18 protein-coding genes and 1 tRNA gene are annotated in these 21,646 nt (G+C 47.1%); 11 read left to right on the top strand and 8 right to left on the bottom strand.

Features of this window, described 5'->3' with window-relative positions; translation table 11 throughout:
- The first annotated feature begins 35 nt into the window (after positions 1–35).
- Complete coding sequence (locus PMG25_RS18265) at positions 36–2,225, top strand: WD40 repeat domain-containing protein (RefSeq protein ID WP_283768326.1); 2,190 nt, start codon at positions 36–38, stop codon at positions 2,223–2,225.
- 76 nt (positions 2,226–2,301) lie between these two features.
- Here the strand turns inward: PMG25_RS18265 and hpf are convergent, their stop codons facing one another.
- Positions 2,302–2,964, bottom strand: a complete 663-nt coding sequence (gene hpf, locus PMG25_RS18260) for a ribosome hibernation-promoting factor, HPF/YfiA family (protein ID WP_283768325.1) — start codon at positions 2,962–2,964, stop codon at positions 2,302–2,304.
- Between the two features lie 224 nt (positions 2,965–3,188).
- Here hpf and lipB point away from each other — a divergent pair, with 224 nt between their 5' ends.
- Entirely contained in the window at positions 3,189–3,875 is a 687-nt protein-coding gene (gene lipB, locus PMG25_RS18255) for a lipoyl(octanoyl) transferase LipB (RefSeq protein WP_283768324.1), read from the top strand.
- Positions 3,876–3,938: 63 nt separating this feature from the next.
- On the opposite strand, the gene PMG25_RS18250 is transcribed toward lipB, so the two are convergent.
- Positions 3,939–4,415 carry a single-stranded DNA-binding protein gene (locus PMG25_RS18250; RefSeq protein ID WP_283768323.1) on the bottom strand — a complete coding sequence of 159 codons (477 nt, stop codon included), beginning with the start codon at positions 4,413–4,415 and terminating at the stop codon, positions 3,939–3,941.
- 153 nt (positions 4,416–4,568) lie between these two features.
- Here PMG25_RS18250 and PMG25_RS18245 point away from each other — a divergent pair, with 153 nt between their 5' ends.
- Entirely contained in the window at positions 4,569–5,531 is a 963-nt protein-coding gene (locus tag PMG25_RS18245) for an aldo/keto reductase (protein ID WP_283768322.1), read from the top strand.
- A 147-nt stretch (positions 5,532–5,678) separates the two neighbouring features.
- On the opposite strand, the gene PMG25_RS18240 is transcribed toward PMG25_RS18245, so the two are convergent.
- Both PMG25_RS18240 and PMG25_RS18235 read right to left on the bottom strand, forming a co-directional pair.
- A tRNA-Lys gene (locus PMG25_RS18240) sits at positions 5,679–5,750 on the bottom strand.
- Positions 5,751–5,834: 84 nt separating this feature from the next.
- Positions 5,835–6,995 carry a histidine kinase gene (locus PMG25_RS18235; protein WP_347178879.1) on the bottom strand — a complete coding sequence of 387 codons (1,161 nt, stop codon included), beginning with the start codon at positions 6,993–6,995 and terminating at the stop codon, positions 5,835–5,837.
- A gap of 204 nt (positions 6,996–7,199) precedes the next feature.
- On the opposite strand from PMG25_RS18235, the gene PMG25_RS18230 reads away from it, so the two are divergent.
- Positions 7,200–8,351, top strand: a complete 1,152-nt coding sequence (locus PMG25_RS18230; RefSeq protein WP_283768320.1) for a pyridoxal-phosphate-dependent aminotransferase family protein — start codon at positions 7,200–7,202, stop codon at positions 8,349–8,351.
- Positions 8,352–8,422: 71 nt separating this feature from the next.
- Complete coding sequence (locus PMG25_RS18225) at positions 8,423–9,250, top strand: class I SAM-dependent methyltransferase (RefSeq protein ID WP_283768319.1); 828 nt, start codon at positions 8,423–8,425, stop codon at positions 9,248–9,250.
- Positions 9,251–9,289: 39 nt separating this feature from the next.
- Here the strand turns inward: PMG25_RS18225 and PMG25_RS18220 are convergent, their stop codons facing one another.
- Together PMG25_RS18220 and PMG25_RS18215 are read right to left on the bottom strand one after the other, a co-directional pair.
- Positions 9,290–10,954, bottom strand: coding sequence for a protein kinase domain-containing protein (locus PMG25_RS18220; protein WP_283768318.1), 1,665 nt, complete (start codon positions 10,952–10,954; stop codon positions 9,290–9,292).
- Between the two features lie 144 nt (positions 10,955–11,098).
- Positions 11,099–11,347 carry a Ycf34 family protein gene (locus tag PMG25_RS18215; protein ID WP_283768317.1) on the bottom strand — a complete coding sequence of 83 codons (249 nt, stop codon included), beginning with the start codon at positions 11,345–11,347 and terminating at the stop codon, positions 11,099–11,101.
- A 132-nt stretch (positions 11,348–11,479) separates the two neighbouring features.
- Between PMG25_RS18215 and PMG25_RS18210 the strand changes: the two genes are divergently transcribed.
- From PMG25_RS18210 to PMG25_RS18200, 3 genes are all read left to right on the top strand, one after another.
- Complete coding sequence (locus PMG25_RS18210) at positions 11,480–12,760, top strand: tRNA nucleotidyltransferase/poly(A) polymerase-related protein (protein ID WP_283768316.1); 1,281 nt, start codon at positions 11,480–11,482, stop codon at positions 12,758–12,760.
- Positions 12,761–13,080: 320 nt separating this feature from the next.
- Positions 13,081–13,317 carry a hypothetical protein gene (locus PMG25_RS18205; RefSeq protein ID WP_283768315.1) on the top strand — a complete coding sequence of 79 codons (237 nt, stop codon included), beginning with the start codon at positions 13,081–13,083 and terminating at the stop codon, positions 13,315–13,317.
- 5 nt (positions 13,318–13,322) lie between these two features.
- Positions 13,323–14,792, top strand: a complete 1,470-nt coding sequence (locus tag PMG25_RS18200; RefSeq protein WP_283768314.1) for a hypothetical protein — start codon at positions 13,323–13,325, stop codon at positions 14,790–14,792.
- A 95-nt stretch (positions 14,793–14,887) separates the two neighbouring features.
- Here PMG25_RS18200 and PMG25_RS18195 read toward each other — a convergent pair whose 3' ends face one another.
- Together PMG25_RS18195 and PMG25_RS18190 are read right to left on the bottom strand one after the other, a co-directional pair.
- Positions 14,888–15,418 carry a DUF4330 domain-containing protein gene (locus PMG25_RS18195; protein ID WP_283768313.1) on the bottom strand — a complete coding sequence of 177 codons (531 nt, stop codon included), beginning with the start codon at positions 15,416–15,418 and terminating at the stop codon, positions 14,888–14,890.
- Between the two features lie 241 nt (positions 15,419–15,659).
- Positions 15,660–16,670 (bottom strand): adenosine deaminase, encoded by a 1,011-nt coding sequence (locus PMG25_RS18190; RefSeq protein ID WP_283768312.1) that lies wholly within the window; start codon positions 16,668–16,670, stop codon positions 15,660–15,662.
- A gap of 248 nt (positions 16,671–16,918) precedes the next feature.
- Between PMG25_RS18190 and gor the strand changes: the two genes are divergently transcribed.
- The 3 genes from gor to PMG25_RS18175 form a co-directional block, all read left to right on the top strand.
- Positions 16,919–18,268 (top strand): glutathione-disulfide reductase, encoded by a 1,350-nt coding sequence (gene gor, locus PMG25_RS18185; protein WP_283768311.1) that lies wholly within the window; start codon positions 16,919–16,921, stop codon positions 18,266–18,268.
- A gap of 413 nt (positions 18,269–18,681) precedes the next feature.
- Positions 18,682–19,434 carry a DUF928 domain-containing protein gene (locus PMG25_RS18180; protein ID WP_283768310.1) on the top strand — a complete coding sequence of 251 codons (753 nt, stop codon included), beginning with the start codon at positions 18,682–18,684 and terminating at the stop codon, positions 19,432–19,434.
- A 6-nt stretch (positions 19,435–19,440) separates the two neighbouring features.
- Positions 19,441–21,646, top strand: a 2,206-nt coding sequence (locus PMG25_RS18175) for a two-partner secretion domain-containing protein (protein ID WP_283768309.1), incomplete at its 3' end; no start/stop codon positions are given.

Below are 21,646 nucleotides of genomic sequence, written 5' to 3'. Positions count from 1 at the left end.
AGGACTACACTAGATCCAGGAATGGGAATCTTGCCATGTCGAACAACAAGCCAACCGTGAAAAACCGCCATTGGACGGAAATGGCTGAATCTGTGTCTATCGTCGCCTCGGTGGTGGGGGCTGGGTTTGCTGTGCTTCTGGAAAAGGTGGTGTTTGTTGCCACTCCGATGTCTTTGTCTCTGTTTCTCAATCTGATTAACCGTCAACGTCTGGCTGCACAGTATCAGCAGGATAGACAAATGGATCTGCCGCAACTGCAAGCTTCCCTTTCTGAAGAGATTTCTGAAGAGATCGAATCCTTACGCGCAGTTGTCCTTTCTCTAGGGAGTGAAATCAACCCTCGACAGTGGGAACAAGGACTGAGTAGAGTTGAAGCAAATTTAAGCGATCGCTTATCGGTTTTGGAAACCCTAGATTTTAAGAGTATGGAAGAAGAATTAGCTCAACTTCGCAATCAGTCCAATTATGTCCTCGAATCCTTAGCGCAGATTCTGCAACGACTCGATCGCCTCCCCACTGAAGAACGACTACAATCTTTAGAATCCCAGTTAACCGAAGTCTCTGGGGAAGTCAAAACCCTCAAGCAAGACGTAGAGGGCGATCTAGCTGAATTGCGCGGTCAATATAGCCGACTGCAAGAGCATCTAGATCAAAGTTTTAACGATGTTCAGCAGAGCCTCACCACCTGGAAAGAAGCCGTACAAGGGCAAATCGATCGCCTGGATCTGAGCCAATTAAACACCGCATCGAGCCAACTGGAAAACCTGGAAACCACTTTAGAACACCTGGGTTCCCAGTCAACGGAGCTACTCAACTCCATTGTTCACGTCAATGAACAGTTACAATCCTTACCCGTTCCCCAAACGTCTGGGGATGTTATTCCCCAATTAACCCAACTGCAAACCCAACTCGATAAACTCTCAACCGAAATTCAGAATTTACCCACCCAAACCCCCCAACATAACGCCACAGACTCAGCCGCACTTTCCCAACTGCAAAGCCAACTCAACCAACAAACGGAGTTACTGATCCAGTTGCAAAACCGACTGGAGAAAGCCCCCCAACCCCCAACACCCGACTCCGAAACACCGGTTTCTGACGTAAAAAGCTTTACCGAACGTGCCGAAAAATGGGTGAATCGGATTAAACAGGGGTTTGATGACTTTCAATCTCAGATGGACTTTGAACCGGATCTCAGCCGTGATGATGAATGGGGGGATGAGGATGAGTGGGACACCCCTAATCAAACGCCAATGCCTGCACAACCGGCGACTCCTAAAGCTCCATCTCCGGTAGTATCACAGCCTGAATCTATTAAAAGTAAAACGGGTTGGCAATGCGTGAAAACCCTCACTCAATCGAGCGCCGTGACTTGTTTATCCCTCAGTTCCGATGGGAGTCGCTTAGTGAGTGGGGGCTATGAGGAAATGAACAGCGTAGATTTAAGCACCTATGAAATGACCCGGTTATCTTTAGATTTCGAGGATTTATCCGTCAGTTCTGTGGCTCTGAGTCGAGATGGGAAAACCCTAGCAGCAGCTACCGGAGAGATTGAAATTTGGAATGTAACGACGGGCAAAATGCTGCAAGAATTGGAATGCGAAGATTGGACAACGGTGGTTGCTATTAGTGCGGATGGGCAAACCTTGGTGAGCGCGGGTTCGGAACCCTTAGAAGAGAAGAGTTCCCTGAGATTTTGGGATTTTGCTCATGGGGAGTTGCTCCGCACCAATTATTATGTGGATTATGAGATTGATTCGTTAGGGTTTAGCAGAGATGGGGATGTTTTGGCGATCGCCGGCCGCAACGATCATCGCGGTCTCATCCAAGTGTGGCAAGTGGGAGCCGATAGCCCCCAAATGACCCTCGAAGTCACCATGGCCCTCTATAGCGTTGCTCTAACACCGGATGCCCAAATGTTAGCGGGCGGATGTGGCGATCGCACCATTAAACTGTGGAATTGTAGCACGAGGGGATTAGTGCGAACCTTTTCCGGCCATCAAGGAATTGTCTACACCGTTGGACTCAACCCCGACGGACAAATGCTAGTCAGTGGAAGCCATGACCAGAGCATCAAACTCTGGAAACTCGAAACCGGTGAAGAAATCGACACCTTAGTAGGTCATCAAGGCCCCGTTACTGCTGTTGCCTTTAGTCCCGATGGGAAAACCTTAATCAGTGGTTCCCAAGACATGACGGTTAAAATCTGGCAACAAACCGGTTAACGGCAACCGGGATGGCATTTGAGGCATTTAGTCTCTTCTGCCATCGGGCCGTTCTAAGGCAAACATGAATCCCATGTTAAGCATTCGAGCTTACGGTTGCATTGGCTTGAGCCGTGGAACCATTGCGACCTTGGGTATGGCCATTGCCATTGCGAGGCATGAGAACTCCATATCCACCATGGTTGCGCTCATAGATCACATTGATTTCTCCCGTATCCGCATTTCTGAACATAAAGAAATCATGGCCGACCAGTTGCAACTGTTCAAGCGCTTCTTCCACAGTCATCGGAGGCATGGCAAAATACTTGGTTCTCACCACATCTGGCGGTAGTTCCGGAGTACCATTAGCAATTAAATCGCTGATTCCCTCCGTATCCTCCACCAGGTCTTCCACCAGTTCAGGAGGTTCAACTGCCGTCTTGGTTTTGTGTTTATTATTTTTTTGGCGCTTCTCCTTATACTTCCGCAGCCGTCGAGCAATCTTGTCTGCCACCAAATCAATACTGGCGTAGAGATCTTCACTGCTCTCCTCCGACCGAATGACCGTTCCATTGGCATAAATGGTCACTTCAGCCGTCTGCTTGGGGTTTATCCGGGGATTACGAGCTACCGAAAGATTGACATCAACCTCTGTTGTCAGACTCTCAAAATGACTGACAGCCTTTTCAACTTTTTGATTAACATAGTCACGAATTGCATCTGTTATTTCAATGTTTTTTCCCTGGATAACAAGCTTCATATAAGCTTCCTCCCATTAAACGAATTTCCCTAGGGTGGTCTTAACCCTTAGTGTAAGGCCAAGAGTGACTTCCCATCGGGGTTATACGTTTACCCTAACATTTTGTATTCTGCTGAACACAACCATTAAAAATCTGTTGCATCCCTTGACAATTCTTGATGTTTTAACCGGTTGTTTTTCTAAACTTATGTTAAAATTAACCAATTTTTGAGAGGGATGGGGAGATGGGGGGATGGGGAGATAAGGAGAAACAAAGATCTCCTATTGCTACTCGGTGCTGTCAGGTTTGGCAACGGGGAGTTGTGCCCTATCAAACGGCTTGGCAATGGCAACAGGAATGGGTTGCCCAACGGCGCGAGAATCCGGATCTAGAGGATCTGCTGCTGTTGCTCGAACATCCTCCCGTCTATACTCTGGGACGAGGAGCCACGTTAGATTTTCTTAAATTCGATCCGCAGCATCCTCCCGCCCAACTCCATCGCGTGGAGCGGGGAGGAGAAGTCACCTATCACTGTCCCGGTCAATTGGTGGGCTATCCAATTTTGAATTTAAACTATTATCAACGGGATCTGCATTGGTATCTTCGCCAATTGGAGACGGTTTTGATTGAAACGCTTAGAGGGTATGGCTTAAAAGCCGATCGCCTCCCCGGTTTAACTGGTGTTTGGCTCAACGGCTATAAAGTGGGGGCGATCGGCATTAAAGTCAGCCGTTGGATTACCATGCATGGCTTCTCGCTCAATGTCAACCCCGATCTGGAAGGGTTTAAGGCGATCGTTCCTTGTGGAATTGGCGATCGCCCCGTCGGAAGCCTACAGCAATTTCTCCCAGATATTTCCCTCGCCGACATTCGCCAAACTCTCCCAGAGATCTTTGCCCAAGTCTTTCAGGTTTCCTTGGTTATGAGGTAGGGGGATAGGAAGATGGGAGAATGGAGGAATTATTACCATTACCTATTACCCATTACCTATTCCCTAAAATGGAATTTCATCTTCTTCCAAGGGTTGAATATCCGCAGGAGGTGGAGCAACCGGAGCCGGAGTGGGTAGGGGACGCGGAGCAGCCGGAGCGGGAGTGGAAATGGGAGTGACGTTATCCGGTATGCTGGCCGTTGCTCCTACCGCCGCTAAGGGTTTCATGGCAACGGGTTCTCCATGCACATTATAAATTCGGGAAACCACTAACTCTGCCCGTTTTTCCTTAAATCCCTCTGGGCGATCGAATGTATTCATTCTCAGGCTACCTTGCAAAATCACCTGATCGCCTTGATGATACCCTTGGGCAATTTCCGTCGCTAAATTTCCCCATCCCACCACCTTTAATTTATGGGGTGGATCTTCTGCCCGCACTGCCGAGAACTCGACTAACATCTCCGTGACCGGAGTCTCATCTGGTGTATAGCGCAGTTGAGGGTCTTGAATAATTTGGGCCATTAAAATGCAACTGTTCATGCCAACTTGAAGAAAAATTCATCATTAGCACAATTCTAGCGAATTGCAGCCCGATCCATTAAAATTTCTGACGTTAAGATAGGGGCCTGACTTTCTTGAGGGCAAAAACTGCTGTAATGCTATAGTCAGGGGTGGAAGACAAGATTAAAGCCGATGCAAACTTACCCTTTAGGCAATACGGAGATTCAGATGACCCCCATTATTATGGGGACTTGGCAAGCGGATAAAAGTATGTGGGCCGGTACGGATGAGGAGGAACTGCTTCAAGCCCTCAAAGGGGGGTATGAAGCGGGGATAACGACGGTCGATACGGCCTCAGAATATGGGAATGGAGAGTCTGAGCGTCTGGTGGGCAGAGCGCTGGCAGATGTGCGCGACCAGATGGTTTTTGCGACTAAGTTATGGGTGAGTGATTTTCGCTATGATGCGGCGATCGCCGCCTGCGAGCAGTCCTTGCAGAACTTACAAACAGATTATATTGATTTATATCAATTGCATTGGCCCTCTGGAAGTTGGGGGAGTGACCTTGTACCGATCGCCGAAACCATGCAAGCGATGGTGGATTTAAAGCAACAGGGCAAAATTCGGGCGATCGGGGTGTCTAATTTTTCTGTGGCGCAAATGGAAGAAGCGCGGCAATATGGCCCGATTGAAAGTTTACAACCGCCCTATTCTCTCTTTTGGAGAGCCATTGAAGCGGAAATTCAGCCCTATTGCATGAAACAGAATTGGTCAATTCTCGCCTATTCCTCCCTCTGTCAAGGACTGCTCACGGGGAAATTTGGCCCGGATCATCAATTTCCCCCTGGCGATCATCGGGCAAAAAACAAGCTCTTTGTCCATCGAGAGCATTATCAACGGGTACAAAATGCCCTAGAACAATTACGCCCCATTGCCGCCCGCAAAGAGTGTACCTTAGCACAACTGGCTCTAGCATGGTTAATTGCCCAACCCCGCACCCATGCGATCGCCGGTTTCCGCAATCTTCAGCAAGTGCAAGATAACGCCAAAGCCGCAGAAATTCAGCTTTCAGAGGAAGAGCAGCAGGAAATTTCGGCGATCGGCTCCACCGTTACCGATCGCCTAGAATATGACCCCGTTCTCTGGGCTTTTTAAGTGGGTCAAGCTAGTTGTCATGGCGAGGGTTTTCCGGCGATCGCCATGACCCCGGTTTAATCTTACCCATTACCGATTACCGCGCGTTTCGGCATCCAACATGAGCATGTCCGCCAAGCCTAAAGCGCTGTATCTTCAAGAAATTTATGGGTCGCCCGGGATTCGAACCCGGAACTAATCGGTTAAAAGCCGAGTACTCTACCGTTGAGTTAGCGACCCTTGTTCATAAAACTGAACCTTAACTAAGGTAGCACAAAATTTGAGAAAAGGTCAAGGTCTGGAAATTTTTTTTCTGGACTGAGATTAAGGGCGGTAGACCGGTAGGGTGAAGTGGAAGCAACTGCCCTGATTATCGAGAGATTCGACCCAAATTTGACCGTAATGGGCGCGAATAATGCGCTGACACAGGGATAGGCCAATACCGTAACCATCTGTAGTGCGATCGCGCTCCAAGCGAAAGCGGTCTTCAAAAATCTTTTCCTGTTTCTCAGGAGGAATCCCCGGCCCCGTATCACAAAAGCTCACCTGAATCTTCTGGGTCGTGCGGTGCATAATAGAAACCTTGATCGAACCCTCTGGAGGCGTATATTTAATTGCATTGTCCAACAAATTGGTGATCACTTGCTCAATTCGCTGGGGATCGGCATAGACCAGGGGTAAATCTTGGGGCAGATCGGTTTCCAAATTGAGGGACTTTTGCTGTAATGGTTCATCGAAATTCTTTAATACCGTCTTACATAACAGTTTCAATTCAATTTTCTCCGGGTGAACCTGGATTTGCGTATTACTGCCTTTAGCCACTTGGAGAATATCCGTAATCATGCGGTCAATCGCCTTAATTTGAGTACGCGCATGTTTCAGCAATTGAGTCGTTAGAGTTGCAGTAAACCGGGACGCTCGGCTATCTTCTGCACTATAGCCAATTTCTAGAGTTTCAACGGCTAGAGCCGCCGCCGTTAAGGGATTTCGCAGATCGTGGGCTAACATAGCAATAATCCGGTCTTTAAACTGTAATTGCTCTTTTAGCTCTGCGGTCTCTTGGCGCAGCAGAAAAATTTCATCCGATAAGCGCAGCAATTCAGCAGAATAAGCAATAGAGGCACTCAGTTGTGACGATTCAGACCCAACTAATTCTTCCTGCTCCAAATACTCTTCAACCGACTGCACCCAGCGCGGCCACCAATTATCAATTAAATTCGTTAAATTACTCCCAGCTAAGGTTTGCTTCGGTTGGGGATGAATTTTAATTAACGCTGGAGTAGCCACCACCTTAAAGTTTTCCGCTAATTGGGGTTGTTCGCTCACATCCACAACCATTAGCTCAAAATCGAGATCTTGGGCCAGATTACGAAGATAACAACGGATTTGCCGAATTTGTTCTCCTGCATAGGGACGCTTATCAACAAATAAGAGGAGTTGAAGAGGAGGATCGGGTTTGAGGGGCTGTTTGGAAGTGGCCTGCATCATGAGGGATAAAGATGACCAATCTTTAGATTCACTTAAGATTCTAATGGATAGATTTACGAAATGCGGGAATTTTAGGCGAATTTTAGAGCCAAAGTGCTAGATGAGGAAACTTAACAAGACGAAATATCACAAAAGACGGGGGTTCGGTATGATGGATGTCTTAGCATCAATCAATTATAAAGTTAGTACACATCACTATCCATGACCGCCGTCCTTGCGATTAACAACGCCCATAAACTCTCTTCTCCTCGGTTAGAAATGCCTCCCCGTCTGCTATTGGGTGCGGGGCCATCCAATGCTGACCCAAGGGTAATTGAGGCCATGAGTCGTCCCCAAGTGGGTCACCTCGATCCCTGTTTCCTGAAGTTGATGGAAGAGATTCAAGAGTTACTGCGCTATACCTTTCAGACCGATAATAGCTTAACGATTCCTGTCAGTGGAACCGGTAGCGCAGCGATGGAAACCACTTTTGCCAATACGATAGAACCCAATGATGTGGTTTTGGTCGCCGTTAAGGGGTATTTTGGTCGCCGTATGGTGGATATGGCGGGTCGGTATGGGGCGGATGTGCGGCAAATTGACAAGCCATGGGGAGAGGCGTTTTCCCTGGAGGAATTGCGTAAGGCTCTTTCTACCCATCGTCCTGCAATTTTGGGTATTGTCCATGCGGAAACTTCAACGGGGGTTCGTCAACCGTTGGAAGGACTGGGGGACTTATGTCGAGAATTTGACTGCTTGCTGGTGGTAGATACGGTAACGAGTTTGGGCTGTTTTCCCTTGTTTATCGATGATTGGAAAATTGATTTGGCTTATAGCTGTAGCCAAAAAGGCCTGAGCTGTCCTCCGGGAGCTTCTCCCCTGACTATGAATCAACGGGCTTTAGATAAGATCCATAAGCGACAAACCAAGGTGGCTAATTGGTATTTGGATGTGTCGTTGGTGAGTAAATATTGGGGGCAGGAGCGCACCTATCACCACACGGCTCCGATTAATATGAATTATGCTCTGTATGAGGCTTTATGTCTGGTGGCTGAAGAGGGCTTAGAGTCTCGATGGGAACGACATCAGAAAAATGCCCAAATGCTCTGGGATGGGTTGGCTGAATTAGGGTTAACTTGTCATGTGCCCAAGGAGTTCCGTTTACCGACGCTGACGACGGTTCGGGTTCCAGATGGGGTACAAGAAGCCGAAATTCGTCGCCAATTGCTGGATCAGTATAATATTGAGATTAGTGGCGGTTTGGGCGATTTGGCCGGTAAGGTTTGGCGGATTGGTTTGATGGGCCATAATAGCCGTCCGGAGAGTATTGAACGGTTGTTGAGTGCTTTGGGTGAGTTGTTACCGAGTCGTTAATCGTTCCAGTTGTTGGTTTTTTAAGGTAGGGGAGGCTACCCCTGCCTTTTTCTGTCATTGACAAGAGAAGAATGGCCGATCTACAAGAGTATTTACAGTGGGTCACCTCTCAAAGTTTAGAGGCGAAAAAGGATTGGTATTCATCGGTGGCTGAAGCTTACGATCGCACTCGGCCTCGGTATCCAAAAATTTTACTCGATCGCGCCCTAGACTGGGGAGTGTTGTCTTCTGATTCACGGGTTTTGGAAATTGGATGTGGCCCCGGAACCTTGACATTCGACCTGAGAGAGATTACGGATTCAATTGTGGCGATTGAACCGAGTATGGCCGCTTATGAAATGGCCCGCAAAAAGGGTGAAAGGGTTGCTAATGTGCGGTTTGTCAATTCCACGTTTGAAGAGTGGAACCCGCAGGGGGAAAGGTTTGATGCGGTGGTGGCGGCCTCTTGTTTTCATTGGATATCCCCAGAAGGGCGCGATCGCAAGATCGTCGAGTGTTTACACCCCCATGGGTATCTGATATTACTGTGGAATAGTCCACCCCGACCGGAACCGAAAGTGTGTCATATTCTGGATCGGATTTATGAACGCTACGATCGCGCCCTCAGCCATTTTAATCATTTAGACGATCACCAACGAAGTTTAGACCAGTTAGGGGAAACACTGAGGAATTCTGAGGTGTTCGATCATTTCCAGTGCGATCGGGCGATCGGCGATCGCCCATATACCATTGACAGCTACCTAGGCTTGTTAAGCACCTTGTCGCCGTATATTGTCATGGAACCTCAAAAGCGCGATCGCCTCTTTGCAGAGATCCAGCACAGTTTACAAGCTCAGGGAATCGAACAGTTTCACACCTCCTATCTCTCGGTGATTCAAGTGGTGTCACTAAAATCTTAAAAAGGGTTTGGAAACCCCCCGAACCCCTTGCTCATCTCCTCAAGACTTAAAGACACCTTTGATATAAAATATGGGGGAAGCAATCACAAAAGCAGAAATAATCAAGGCAAAAGCATCAGACAAAAATAGCTGGATCTGCAATAAACCTAAAATACCCCCAATAATCACCCAATGTTTGAAACATTTTTTCTCTTGGAATTCTGGATGATCGCGCATCAAGTTCCGCACGAACATAAACCCCAATGCTGTTAGAAAACCCAAAATAGTGTTGAGTAGTACAATCCTGGCTGTGAAGACAAAAGACATTAAACCAAACAATAGCACATCTAACCAAAACTCTTTCTTTTCCAGTTGGGAGATCCAGAACTTTTGATCTGGGTAATAGGAGATTTTTTGTTTAGCTCTATCTAGCCATAAGAATTCTGAGGATGATGTTAAGTTAATAATATGTTTCCATTCTGGCATCGGCTGATCGCTCAATCGACCATAAATTTTCACGGTTTCTATGCCAGTTAAGGAAAAGCGATCGATAGTTTCCTCAATTTTCTTGACGAGATAAGTATAATTAATTGGCGTGTCTAGATTGCGAATTAAAAATAGGGTGACGTGCTTTTTCCCCCAATACAGTTGTAGTTTAACCCAATAAGGATCTAGAGTAGCTTTTAAGGCATTTTCTAGCTCGGTTTTTATGTCTGAAGTTTGTAGGGTAGTTTGGGGTTGGGCAGTTAGGGCAGATGAAGCATTTGGGGCAAGGGCAAGAGCATCGTCTGAACTTGACTCATCCTTTTCTATTTCTAAGGGCGAAAATCCTGCTGGTTCTGCATCGGAAGAAGGATTAAGTTGGGTAATAATTGCCTTGGGGGATTGATAGCGATATTTAGTCGCTGTGTGAATCATTTTATCCAGGATTTGGCTTAACTCTGGATTGAGGGGTTGTTTAAGATAGTCTTTCCATGCCCAACGATTTTCGCCACTGTCAAAGAGATCAAAGGGAGGAATTTGGGTAAGGAGATGGAGACAAGTGACCCCTAAACTATAAATATCGCTGTTATAGGTGGCTTTACCGAGGAGTTGTTCGGGGGCAGTATATGCGGCACTACCGATGATGGTTCCGGTTTGTTGTTGGGAGGTGAGATGGACGTATTTGGCTGCGCCAAAATCGACTAGAAATAGTTGTCCATCTTCTTGACGACGGATGATGTTATCGGGTTTAATGTCGCGGTGGATGATGTGGCGATCGCCGATAAATTGTAGAACGGGCAGTAAATCAGTCAGTAGTTGCTTGATTTTCTCCTCGCTAAAGGCTCCGGTTTCTGCCAGTTCTTGGGTTAAAGTGGGGCCGTTAATGTATTCTTGAACCAGATATTGGCGATCGCCTTCCGTAAAATAGGCGTAGAGTTGGGGAATCTGGGGATGTTCTCCCAAGGGTTCGAGCTGGATGGCTTCTCGACGGAATAGTTCCGCCGCTTTGGTGCTGTTTTGAGTTCCCTGTTGTTGGGGTAAAAACTGTTTAATCACGCAATGGGGGCGTGACGGTTTATGCTCATCGATCGCCAATAGGGTTCGCCCAAACCCCCCTGCACCCAAGGGACGCAGCGCCCGATAGCGATCGCCCACCAGCAGTTTTGAGCCACAACTTTGACAAAATCGCGCTTCATCAGGATTATGGGGAGTTTTGCAGGCTAGGTTAAAGCAGTAGCTCATGGGGGAATTAGGGAATAGGGAATAGGGAATAGGGAATAGGGAGGATGGGGAGATGGGGGAGATTGGGAGAATGGGAAGGATAGCCTCTTGCCTCTTGCCTCCCCCCCCTCTTGCCTTTTGCCTTTTGCCTATTACCCATTATCGTTAAGTTGGAATCAACTCTCCTGGACGTAACTTGGCCCATTTTCCTTGTTCTCGCTTAAAACTTTCACATCCGACTACATCCCACTCCATCTCAATTTCATCTCCCTGATGGCGGATATTGACATTAATTTCGGGGTTGATGGCTTCAAAATCGGGATTTTCAGTTAGATGGGGTTGTTGGTGTTGACCTTCCACGGCATGATAGGTAAGGCAACGGTCTACATATTCGCAATTGACACAAATGCACATAATCCAACATCAAGCTAAAACGTCACAATAGAAAAAGAGAAGGATAAAGCAGGCTCCTCTTCCCTCGCCCTTTTTGCTAATCTAACGTATTCCTTCTTCAGATTGCCCAAAAGTGTTCAAATTGTAATCAACATGCTTGACCTCACTGTAGCTGCTCTTAGTCCAGAAACTTGGCCCTTTGGTTTAGAATGGCTTCCTGAAGATACCTGTCTGGTTGGGGGAGCGGTGCGGGATGGCTTGCTGCAACGGCAACGGGATTATCTCGATCTGGATTTTGTGCTGCCGGAGAAGGCGGTAGAAACGGCTCGTCAGATTGCCCGATTTTATCAGGCTGGGTTTGTGGTGTTGGATGCCGGGCGGCAAATTGCGCGGGTGGTGTTTGAAAAGGCAACAGCAGATTTTGCCCAGCAGGAGGGGGAAACGCTACAGATTGACTTAAAGCGGCGGGATTTTACGATTAATGCGATCGCCTATAATCCCTTTACGCGCACCCTAATCGATCCTCTAGACGGCTGTCAAGATTTACAGCGTCAACTGATCCGTATGGTGTCAGCGCAAAATTTGGCCGACGATCCCCTCAGACTCCTGCGGGCCTATCGCCAGGCGAGTCAACTGGGGTTTAGTCTCGACCGGGAAACCCAAGAAACCCTAATCGCCTTAGCGCCAAAATTGGGCCAGGTGGCAGCCGAACGAGTACGGATGGAGTTGGGGTATTTACTCAATTTACGGTCGGGGAGTGAAGCCCTGGAAAAGGCTTGGAAGGATGGGGTGTTAACGGGTTGGTTTCCCCACACCTGTGCCGAGCGGGTGACTCAGGTGCATCAGGTGGATGAGATTGTGCAGGAGTTTGGCGATCGCTGGCCCCCATTATGGGAACACTTTAATCGCCCCATTTTGGCCAGTCAACCCACGAATGGCATTAGTTTAGCCAAGCTCATCCTGTTTATTGCTCCAGAGATCGAGAAAGCAGAGGACGAACTGAAAGCGCTGAAATTGAGTCGCGCTGAAATTCGGGCGGCGATCGCCGTTTTGCAACGATTACCGGATATCTTGCACCCGGAACAGATGAGCTTGCGAGACCAGTATTTTTTCTTTAATGCGATCCGTCTCGTTTTTCCGACTCTGATACTGTTAGCGCGGGTGAAAGGCGTGGATATAGAGGCGATCGCGCCCTTGTGCGATCGCTACCTCAACCCCGAAGATCCTGTGGTTTATCCCCAACCGCTTCTGGGTGGCAATACCTTAATTGCAGCACTCAATTTACCCAAGGGCAAGTTAATCGGTCAATTATTAACAGAAATTCAGATCGCCCAAATTGAAGGTAAGGTGACCACGGAAGCTGAGGCGATCGACTTTGCCCAACGTTGGCTCAAACCCGTTCAACCTAATATAGCGCGAAGCGCTAGGGAATAGGGAATAGGGAATAGGGAATAGGGTTGTGGTAGCTTTGAGCCTTTAAGACTGTACACCATAACATCGCGAAGCGCTGTAATTGTTAATTGATACCTTTACCCTTGCGAATTAGCCAGCGTATCAAACCGATCGCCGGTTTCACTAGCGCTGCAAAACATAAAGCCACGCCGATACTGAGCAAAAATGCGATGGTAAAGTGAGCTACGCAAGGGTTTCTGGTCTACGCAGGGGGTTTCTGGGGGCTGCGCTGCGATAGAATAGGAAAGAGCCACGACAAACCCAGCCTCTGCAAAAAATAATTGTTAATTGTTCATTGTTAATTGTTCATTGCCACATTGTTCATTGCCATGGATGCCTACCTGAACCCGATCCAACAACTGCTCACTTGTCCCGATGGGGACGAGGGACGGATACTGAACGAGAACCGCGAATGGGTGAATGGGGAGTTTCTCCTGGTGTGTGAGATTATCGCGGAGCAGATGGAGCAGGAAGGGAGGGAGAATGAGGCGCAGTGGTTGCGGCAACTGGTAAGGAAAGTCTCAAGAAGAGAAGCCTAAAAACCGTGATTAAAGGATTTCCTAAACTCTATAAAGTGACGTTGCGCCTGTTCACCTATCACTTGCAAAAGGGCAGTTCAACCAACTATGAGCGAATTCATATCAGCCGTTCAGATATTCAATCTTATTATGATGTACTCTTAAAAGAGTATCATGCTAGTGATTCCCAAGGCGTGCCTCTTCAGATTCAGTGGCGCTCAGATGAACCTAAATCACCCTTTGATCTGTTAGATATCGCTGCCACAAATGGCCGGCACATACAAAATTTTATTCTCGCATGGCAGCCTCCGTTTAAGGGTTTTTTCTATCCCCAATTGTTTGATGATAGTTACATTGGCTCATTTACGTTCTATTTACCTGACTTAAGCGGTAAAGATGGATTAAGTGTTGCAGAATTAAAGGCTCTAAAACCTTCGATTCATTTTTTTAGCGGCACAACAGTTAGCGTGAATGATGATCTAGAGCAACAAAAACTTTGCCAAATCTTAAGAACGGCGTTTTTAGGTAAAACTCTAATCCTCAGTGCCCAACTCAGGGAAGATCCGGAAGATTCAACCCAATTTGCCCAAATGTGTTTACTGAGTTTATTAGGGTTGTCTTCTCTACCAGAAGCCCTGCCCTTAAGAAATCGTTGGCGATTTTTTAATGGGTATGTTTATGAGTTTTGCAGCCCAGAACAGGATAGTTATTATGGTAAAATATGGTTGTTTCTGACGTTCCGTGAAAACAGTATTACCCGATTGGATAAATCCCAATTTGAATGGAGCGAATTATTTCTCTACGATTATAAGAACTTCGGCAACTATCAAGATAGTCAGGCAGAATATCAGGAAGGATTAAATAATATCGAGAAAATTGAAGCAATTATTCAGCAATTTCCGAGTAATATCTCCGATGATAAACGACTCGATTTATCCCCAGAGCAGCTTAACCAGCTTAAGGGAAACTTGAAGAGGCTGCTGGATATTTCCCTGTCCTATTCGCAAACTCTGCGGAGTTTAGCCAATTTCCACAATACTATTGATATCCATCGGCAGAATTATGAGCAGAAAATTATCTATATTGAGAATATTACAGACAGTAATTTAACCGCAACGCTGAAGTTTGCCGATCGCAACTTCCGCCAGTACCAAAAACAAATCACCGCTAACCTAACCTATCTGGGGGAAGGCTCGCGCCTGTTGGATACGGCGATCGCCACGATTCGCGGTTTAGTCGAGATCGAACAAGCAGAAGGCGATCGCATCCTACAAGACGAAATTCAGGCGATCGGGGTGGGAATCACTGCGGGGGCGATCGTTGCTTCCACGTCTGGTTTAATGCTCGAACCCTGGGAATTACCGAATCCCCAAAAGCCAGATCAACTGCCCCATCCCTTTCTCATTGCTTTACTCGTGAGTTGTATTTGTTCTGTCGGCGCTTGGAAAATTGCCCAAAAGAGGATTAAACATCGGCGTAATATCAAGTCCAATTAAACAGTTGTCATGGCGATCGCCTAGAATACCTACTATGAATACCTAATTGTAGATACAGCAGTTTGATTAAGTCCAACTTCTGAGCAACCCGGTTCTTATTCCAAAACGCGAACTTCTATCACACTGCCATTAAAGTTATAAGTAAATCCTTCTAACTCCACAGGAGTCCCAATTTTAAGCTTACTATTGCCCAAAACTACACCGTTATCAGTAATTTGAGCATTTCCAGTGAGGGTCATTAACATATCGAGGGAAAATTCACTTTCTGGCCTCGGATCGCTCAATCCTTGGACTGTACCATCCGGTTGAGGCACAATGACGCGACGTTCTAAGCGTTCCACAGATTTAACCGTTACCCTTCCATAGGGTTGATTGCGGATGACAATATTGGTGGTCTGAGTGTCTCGGAACTCTTGCACCAAATCTTCTGGACTCCGCACGCTTAATCCCCGGACAATGACATCCACTTCCACTGGTTTGGTCGTTACTCCCACTTGGGCAACCGATCCAGAGGTTCCTGGGTAGAAGAAAATGCCGAATAAGACTAGGCCAATAACGACGAGAGCGCCGAGATCGAGAATGGAGAGCTTGCCAAATAACCGACCTTTTGAATCTAACAGTGCCATAGGGAGATGGAAATGGAAACAGATAATCTTGGCTCAGGATAGCATGAATAATAGCACAACGAATATATAGCAAACCTAAATGAGTTGTGTAATGGCTTCCCCTCATCCCCCTACCCCCTTCTCCCACGGGAGAAGGGGGAAAAAGTCCCTCTCCCGTGGGAGAGGGATTGAGGGAGAGGGCATTTCCCGTTGCACAACTCATTTAGACTAGCTATAAAGCCGTCCTTTTAGGACGGGGTTTCTACCCAAATTTTTCGATAAAGCGATCGAGTTTGGCGATCGCCTCTTCTTTTTCTGACTCGGATAGAAATGAACTGAGAAAGGAGTTTTTCGCCAGTTGATATAAGTCTTGTTGACTCAAGTCTAGGGCTTCATAGATGGCCATAAAGTTTTCTTGTACATACCCCCCAAAGTAGGCGGGATCGTCGGAGTTGACGCTCACTTGCAGGCCTGCGTCTAATAACTGTTTAATGGGATGTTGCTTCAGGGTTTCAAAAACGCAGAGCTTAATATTGGAGAGGGGACAAACGGTGAGGGGGATTTGGTGTTCTTTGAGCCACTCCATCAGTTTAGGGTCTTCTGGCGATCGCACTCCATGGTCAATGCGGGCAACTTTTAGTAACTCAATCGCTTCCCAGATATACTCAGGTGGCCCTTCTTCCCCTGCGTGAGCAACGGTCAAAAATCCCTGCGCTCTGGCTCGGTCAAACACGGCGGTAAACTTAGAGGGAGGATGACCCTGTTCGGAAGAATCTAAACCCACCCCAATAATCCAATCTTGATAAGGAAGGGCTTCTTCCAGGGTTTTCATCGCGTCTTCGGCACTCAAATGACGTAAAAAACACAGAATGAGATGAGAAGATATGCCCAGTTTTTGTTTCCCGTCCACCAAGGCTTGATGGATGCCTGTAATTACAGTTTCAAAGCTAATTCCTCTCTGGGTATGGGTTTGGGGATCAAAGAAAATTTCTGTATGGTGTACGCTTTGCTGGTGGGCCCGTTGCAGATAAGCCCAAGTAAGGTCATAAAAGTCCTGCTCTGTACGGAGGACATTGGCTCCCGCATAGTAGAGATCGAGAAATGATTGTAAGTCTTGAAACTGATAGGCCTGATGGGCAGCTTCTATGGAATCATAGGGAAGAGAGATCTGGTGGCGATCGGCTAAAGCAAACATTAATTCCGGTTCTAAAGATCCTTCAATATGAATGTGTAATTCCGCTTTGGGTAAGTCTCGAATCCAGTCGCAAATCATGACCAATACTCCTGGTTATTGGGTGAAGATAAATCGGTTTGGGCTAGTTAATACCATTTCTACTTCTTCATTATGCAACACTTCAGCTCTGTAAAGCCCCTTGTTTAAGGGACTTTGGGGGATCTATAACCTTGCATTCTCACCAAGAAATGGGATAAGGTGGGCAGGCTCTGCTGGTAGAAGTTGAATCCTGTTGCTTATCCTCCTGCCCACCCTACAATAGAAGGGAAATTGGGAGGAACACAACGATGAGTTACGATTTTGATTTATTTGTGATTGGTGCAGGTTCCGGGGGAATTGCCACCGCTAGACGAGCTGCTGAATATGGCGCAAAGGTGGGGATTGCAGAATTCGATCGCCTGGGGGGAACTTGCGTGAACCGAGGCTGTATTCCCAAAAAACTAATGGTACATGCTTCCCATTTTCCCAGTTGGTTTGAAGATAGCCAAGGCTATGGCTGGAGTGCGGTGGAAAGTCATCTGGACTGGACAAAAATGATCGGCGCGGTGAATGGGGAAGTCGATCGCCTGAATGGGGTATATCAAAGAATGTTAGAGAAGTCTGAGGTGAAGGTATACCGCAACTATGCCGAGTTTGTCGATCCTCATACCCTGAAGGTTGGCGAAGAAACGGTAACGGCGGATAAAATTTTGATTGCTGTGGGAGGGAAACCGGTTAAACCGGATATTCCGGGGATTGAACATACCTTAATTTCCGATCAGATTTTCCAGCTTACGGAGCAACCCAAACGGGTGGTGATTTTGGGCGGGGGATATATTGGTGTTGAGTTTGCCTGTATTCTCCATGGATTGGGAACGGAAGTGACGGAAGTCATCCGTCGGGAGCATATTCTTCATGGGTTTGATGAGGATATTCGCACCCATATTCAGTCGGAAATGGAGCGTCATGGGGTTCGAGTTTTGAATAAGAGTGTGATTACTCAAGTGGAAAAAACCGATGAAGGTTTAGCGGTGACCATTGAGCGCGAAAATGAACAGGATATTGTCATTGTAGATGCGGTGGGGATCTCGGCTACCGGACGCAAACCCAATATAGAGAAATTGGGGTTAGATAAAGTGGGGATCAAAGTCGAGAAAGGGGCGATCGCCGTGGATGCCAATAGTCGCACCAATATCGAGCATATTTACGCCGTCGGAGACTGTACGGATCGGGTGAATTTAACTCCGGTTGCCATTGGTGAAGGCCGCGCCCTTGCTGATACCCATTTTGGGGGCAAACCTCGGCAGATGGCTTATGATAATATCCCCACAGCCGTCTTTTCCCATCCTGAAGCGGGAACGGTAGGGTTAACGGAAGAAGAAGCCCGCGCCCAATATGGAGACAAAATTAAGGTTTATCGGGCTAAATTTAAGCCCCTTTATCATACGGTGAGTGGCCGGGAAGACCGCACGTTAATGAAATTAGTGGTCAATGAAGAAACCGATAAAGTCTTAGGAGCGCATATGGTAGGAGAACATGCGGGAGAAATTATCCAAGGAGTGGCGATCGCCCTCAAAATGGGAGCCACCAAAGCCAACTTTGATGCCACCGTCGGCATCCACCCCAGTGCCGCCGAAGAATTTGTCACCATGCGCTAATTCCCAAACCTGACAGGTGAAGGGATTCTATTCATTCGTTAAGAATCTTTAAGGAATTGAGCCAGTGATTGGGGGGTCTAACCCCCTTTTTTTCTGAAAAAGGTCAGTTAAGATCGATCTATAGATTTCATCAGGTTTCGATGTCTTCCGGAAGAAAATTAAGGATATAATCTGAAAATCTTAAGGATCGTTTTTTAAATCTCAAGCAAAAACTCTTGCGGATCGCTTAATCCAAACTTCAAATAAAAATCCGTAGTTGTTCGGTTAGAGATAAAACCGAAAAGAAACTAAACTGGTTATATTGGGACTCCTCTCCTGACTGGTCTGCGGATCGGCCAGGGTAAGGCCCTAATAGAGATTGTTTAGATCTCAAAAGCGCCTCCATGTCCATCGTATAACCTAGGTCATCCAAAGTGAAAAGAAACACTCATTTATCAAAAGCTATCCACAACTTAGCTGCTTTAACCTTCGTGGCGACTCTGGGTTGGCAAAGTGCCTCAACTGCTCTTCCCAAACCCAGTTTTGAAATTGCCCAAGCCTTTAATCCTCCAGGGAGAGGAGCGCCCCCCAGAACCGCAGATGTGGGAACCCGTGGCTGTAGTGTTTCGGAAGGGAATAGCCAACCGTTAACGGCTTTAATTCCGGTCAAAGATTTAGCCCTAACTCTAGAGAGCCATCCGACCTTGTTCTGGTATGTGCCCAAAGCTGAAGGTAAAACGCTGCAATTTACCTTACTCGACAAAAACGACGAAACGATTATTTACGAGAAAGAAGTCCCTGCCCCTTCTGAATCTGGAATCGTTAGTATTGAGTTATCCAAAGCAGAAACAGAAGGGTTAAAAAACAATGAACTTTATCATTGGTATTTATCCATAGTCTGCGATCCTCAAGACCGTACCGGTGATATTATCGTAGACGGTTGGATCGAACGGATGGAAGCCAACGCCGATCTCAAAGCTCAAATTCAACAAGCTAATCCAGAAACACTGCCTAAACTCTATGCGGAGTCCGGAATTTGGCATGATGCCCTATCAGCCATGGCTAAGTTGTATCATGAAAATCCCCAAAATGGGGCGATCGCCAGCCAATGGCAAACCCTGCTCCGTTCTGTTCAACTCGATGCCTTTGCCCAAACCCCTATTCTTTCACCGAGTGAATCCGAATAATTAATTATGTCCCTGCGGATAAACGGATTGAATCCCCTGCTTGCCCTTTCTCTATGGTTATGCGGCAGCTATTTCCAGATTGCCCAAGCCCAAACCATTCTACCGGCTGCTGATGGTACAGGAACCACGGTCATTCCCCAGGGGAATCAATTTTATATCCAAGGGGGGAGTCCCTCGGCTGATGGGGCGAACCTGTTTCATAGTTTTACCCAATTTGGCCTTAACCCTCATCAGGTGGCCAATTTTTTATCGACACCGGGAATAGAGAATATCTTCAGCCGCATTAATGGGGGCAGTCCTTCCACCATTAATGGGTTAATCCAGGTTTTGGGGGGAACCTCAAATCTCTATCTGATTAATCCTGCGGGGATTATTTTTGGCCCCAATGCTCAACTGAACGTTCCCGCCGCATTTCACGCTACAACCGCTACGGGCATCGGTTTTGGTCAAAATCAATGGTTGGATGTGTTTGGGGACAATAACTGGCAAATTTTGACCGGTACACCCAATGAATTTAGGTTTGATGGAGCGACTCCGGGGGGCATTCTGAATTGGGGCAATTTAACCGTGAGTCCGGGTGAAAATTTGAGCTTAACCGGGGGCACGGTGATTAACCTGGGAACGCTCAACGCACCAGGGGGTACAGTGACTCTGGGGGCAGTTCCGGGCAATCATACGCTCAGGATTTCCCAAGAGGGCCATTTACTCAGTTTAGAAATTCCAGTGGGCGATCGCCAGTCGGTTCCCTTTAACCCCCTCTCTGTTCCCCAACTGCTCACGGGAGGGACACTCACCCACCATGCGTCACAAATCGAGGTGAATGCCCAGGGACAGGTGGTGTTATCCGGTTCTCAGATTACAGTACCAGAAAATCCGGGAGTGGCGATCGCCTCCGGAACCCTAGATGTTTCCCATACCCAACCCACCCTCAACCCCGGAACCATCAACCTCATCGGCACTCAAGTCGGTGTCATTGACGCAACCCTTGATGCATCCAGTCCCCAAAATGGCGGTCAAATTCACATCGGCGGCTCATTTCAAGGCAAAGGCCCCCTCCCCAATGCCCAACAAACTTTAATTAATCCCCATTCCCAAATTCGCGCCAATAGTCTAGAGCAAGGAAATGGGGGAGAAATCATCATTTGGTCAGATGGAACCACCCAATTTTACGGCACAGTAGAAGCACGAGGCGGAGAAACGGGAGGAAATGGCGGATTTGTAGAAATTTCCGGTAAAGAAACCCTCACGTTTTCCGGCACAGTAGATGTCAGCGCCCCCAGTGGAGAATGGGGAACCCTCTTACTCGATCCAGAAAATATTACCATTGCTAATAGCTCTTTCTCTGTGCCTTCAGAAGTCGAGGATGAGTTGCCCACCATTGGCTTTAATGATTTTGCAGGAGATGATATTACGATTGCGGCCGAAGTTTTAGAACAACAAACCGGCAATATAGAACTGCAAGCCACCAATAATATTACCATCTCTAGGGGCGTTTCCCTGAATTTTGTCGAAGGGGGATCGATTACCTTTACAGCCGATGCAGATGGGGATGATAATGGTTCATTTAGGATGAGCTTGTCTTCAACTATTACCGCTCCCGGTCGAGATATTAATATTTCTGGAGCCAGTATTAGTCTGGGGAACTTGAGTACAAGGAGCAATAATGAGCCAGGGGGAGATATTTCTTTAACAGCTTCGGCGGGAAATATTACAACAGGAGATTTGAATACCAGGAGTAATAATGGCTCAGGAGGCAATATTTTTATTACTGCTCCTACGGGAAATATTACGACAGGAGATTTAGAGGCGAGGAGTAATAATAGCCCAGGGGGGAATATTATCTTGAAAACTCAACAAGGGAATATTCTTACAGAAGATATTGATTCAAGCTCAAACAATGGAGATGGTGGTGATGTTACCTTGAAAATTGAAGAAGGAGACATTATTACAGAAGATATTGATTCAAGCTCAAATAATGGGGATGGTGGTGATATTACGTTACAAACTCAAGAAGGGAATATTACCCATGGAGACTTAGATGCGAGTTCAAATAATGGCACGGATGGCACAATTACTGTTCAAGTAACACTATCACCAGCACCGACTCCTGCACCGACTCCTGCACCAACTCCTGCACCGACACCAGCGCCATCACCAGCACCGACTCCTGCACCGACTCCTGCACCAACTCCTGCACCGACACCAGCACCGA

Source organism: Roseofilum capinflatum BLCC-M114 (assembly GCF_030068505.1).
Classification (GTDB): domain Bacteria; phylum Cyanobacteriota; class Cyanobacteriia; order Cyanobacteriales; family Desertifilaceae; genus Roseofilum; species Roseofilum capinflatum.
This window is presented reverse-complemented; position numbering and strand designations above follow the sequence as displayed.

What these genes read in the sequence shown, in the direction of transcription:
- PMG25_RS18265 (WP_283768326.1), top strand. Translation starts at nt 36, where the DNA reads ATGTCGAACAACAAGCCAACCGTGAAAAACCGCCATTGGACGGAAATG.
- hpf (WP_283768325.1), bottom strand. Translation starts at nt 2,964, where the DNA reads ATGAAGCTTGTTATCCAGGGAAAAAACATTGAAATAACAGATGCAATT.
- lipB (WP_283768324.1), top strand. Translation starts at nt 3,189, where the DNA reads ATGGGGGGATGGGGAGATAAGGAGAAACAAAGATCTCCTATTGCTACT.
- PMG25_RS18250 (WP_283768323.1), bottom strand. Translation starts at nt 4,415, where the DNA reads ATGAACAGTTGCATTTTAATGGCCCAAATTATTCAAGACCCTCAACTG.
- PMG25_RS18245 (WP_283768322.1), top strand. Translation starts at nt 4,569, where the DNA reads ATGCAAACTTACCCTTTAGGCAATACGGAGATTCAGATGACCCCCATT.
- PMG25_RS18235 (WP_347178879.1), bottom strand. Translation starts at nt 6,995, where the DNA reads ATGCAGGCCACTTCCAAACAGCCCCTCAAACCCGATCCTCCTCTTCAA.
- PMG25_RS18230 (WP_283768320.1), top strand. Translation starts at nt 7,200, where the DNA reads ATGACCGCCGTCCTTGCGATTAACAACGCCCATAAACTCTCTTCTCCT.
- PMG25_RS18225 (WP_283768319.1), top strand. Translation starts at nt 8,423, where the DNA reads ATGGCCGATCTACAAGAGTATTTACAGTGGGTCACCTCTCAAAGTTTA.
- PMG25_RS18220 (WP_283768318.1), bottom strand. Translation starts at nt 10,954, where the DNA reads ATGAGCTACTGCTTTAACCTAGCCTGCAAAACTCCCCATAATCCTGAT.
- PMG25_RS18215 (WP_283768317.1), bottom strand. Translation starts at nt 11,347, where the DNA reads ATGTGCATTTGTGTCAATTGCGAATATGTAGACCGTTGCCTTACCTAT.
- PMG25_RS18210 (WP_283768316.1), top strand. Translation starts at nt 11,480, where the DNA reads ATGCTTGACCTCACTGTAGCTGCTCTTAGTCCAGAAACTTGGCCCTTT.
- PMG25_RS18195 (WP_283768313.1), bottom strand. Translation starts at nt 15,418, where the DNA reads ATGGCACTGTTAGATTCAAAAGGTCGGTTATTTGGCAAGCTCTCCATT.
- PMG25_RS18190 (WP_283768312.1), bottom strand. Translation starts at nt 16,670, where the DNA reads ATGATTTGCGACTGGATTCGAGACTTACCCAAAGCGGAATTACACATT.
- gor (WP_283768311.1), top strand. Translation starts at nt 16,919, where the DNA reads ATGAGTTACGATTTTGATTTATTTGTGATTGGTGCAGGTTCCGGGGGA.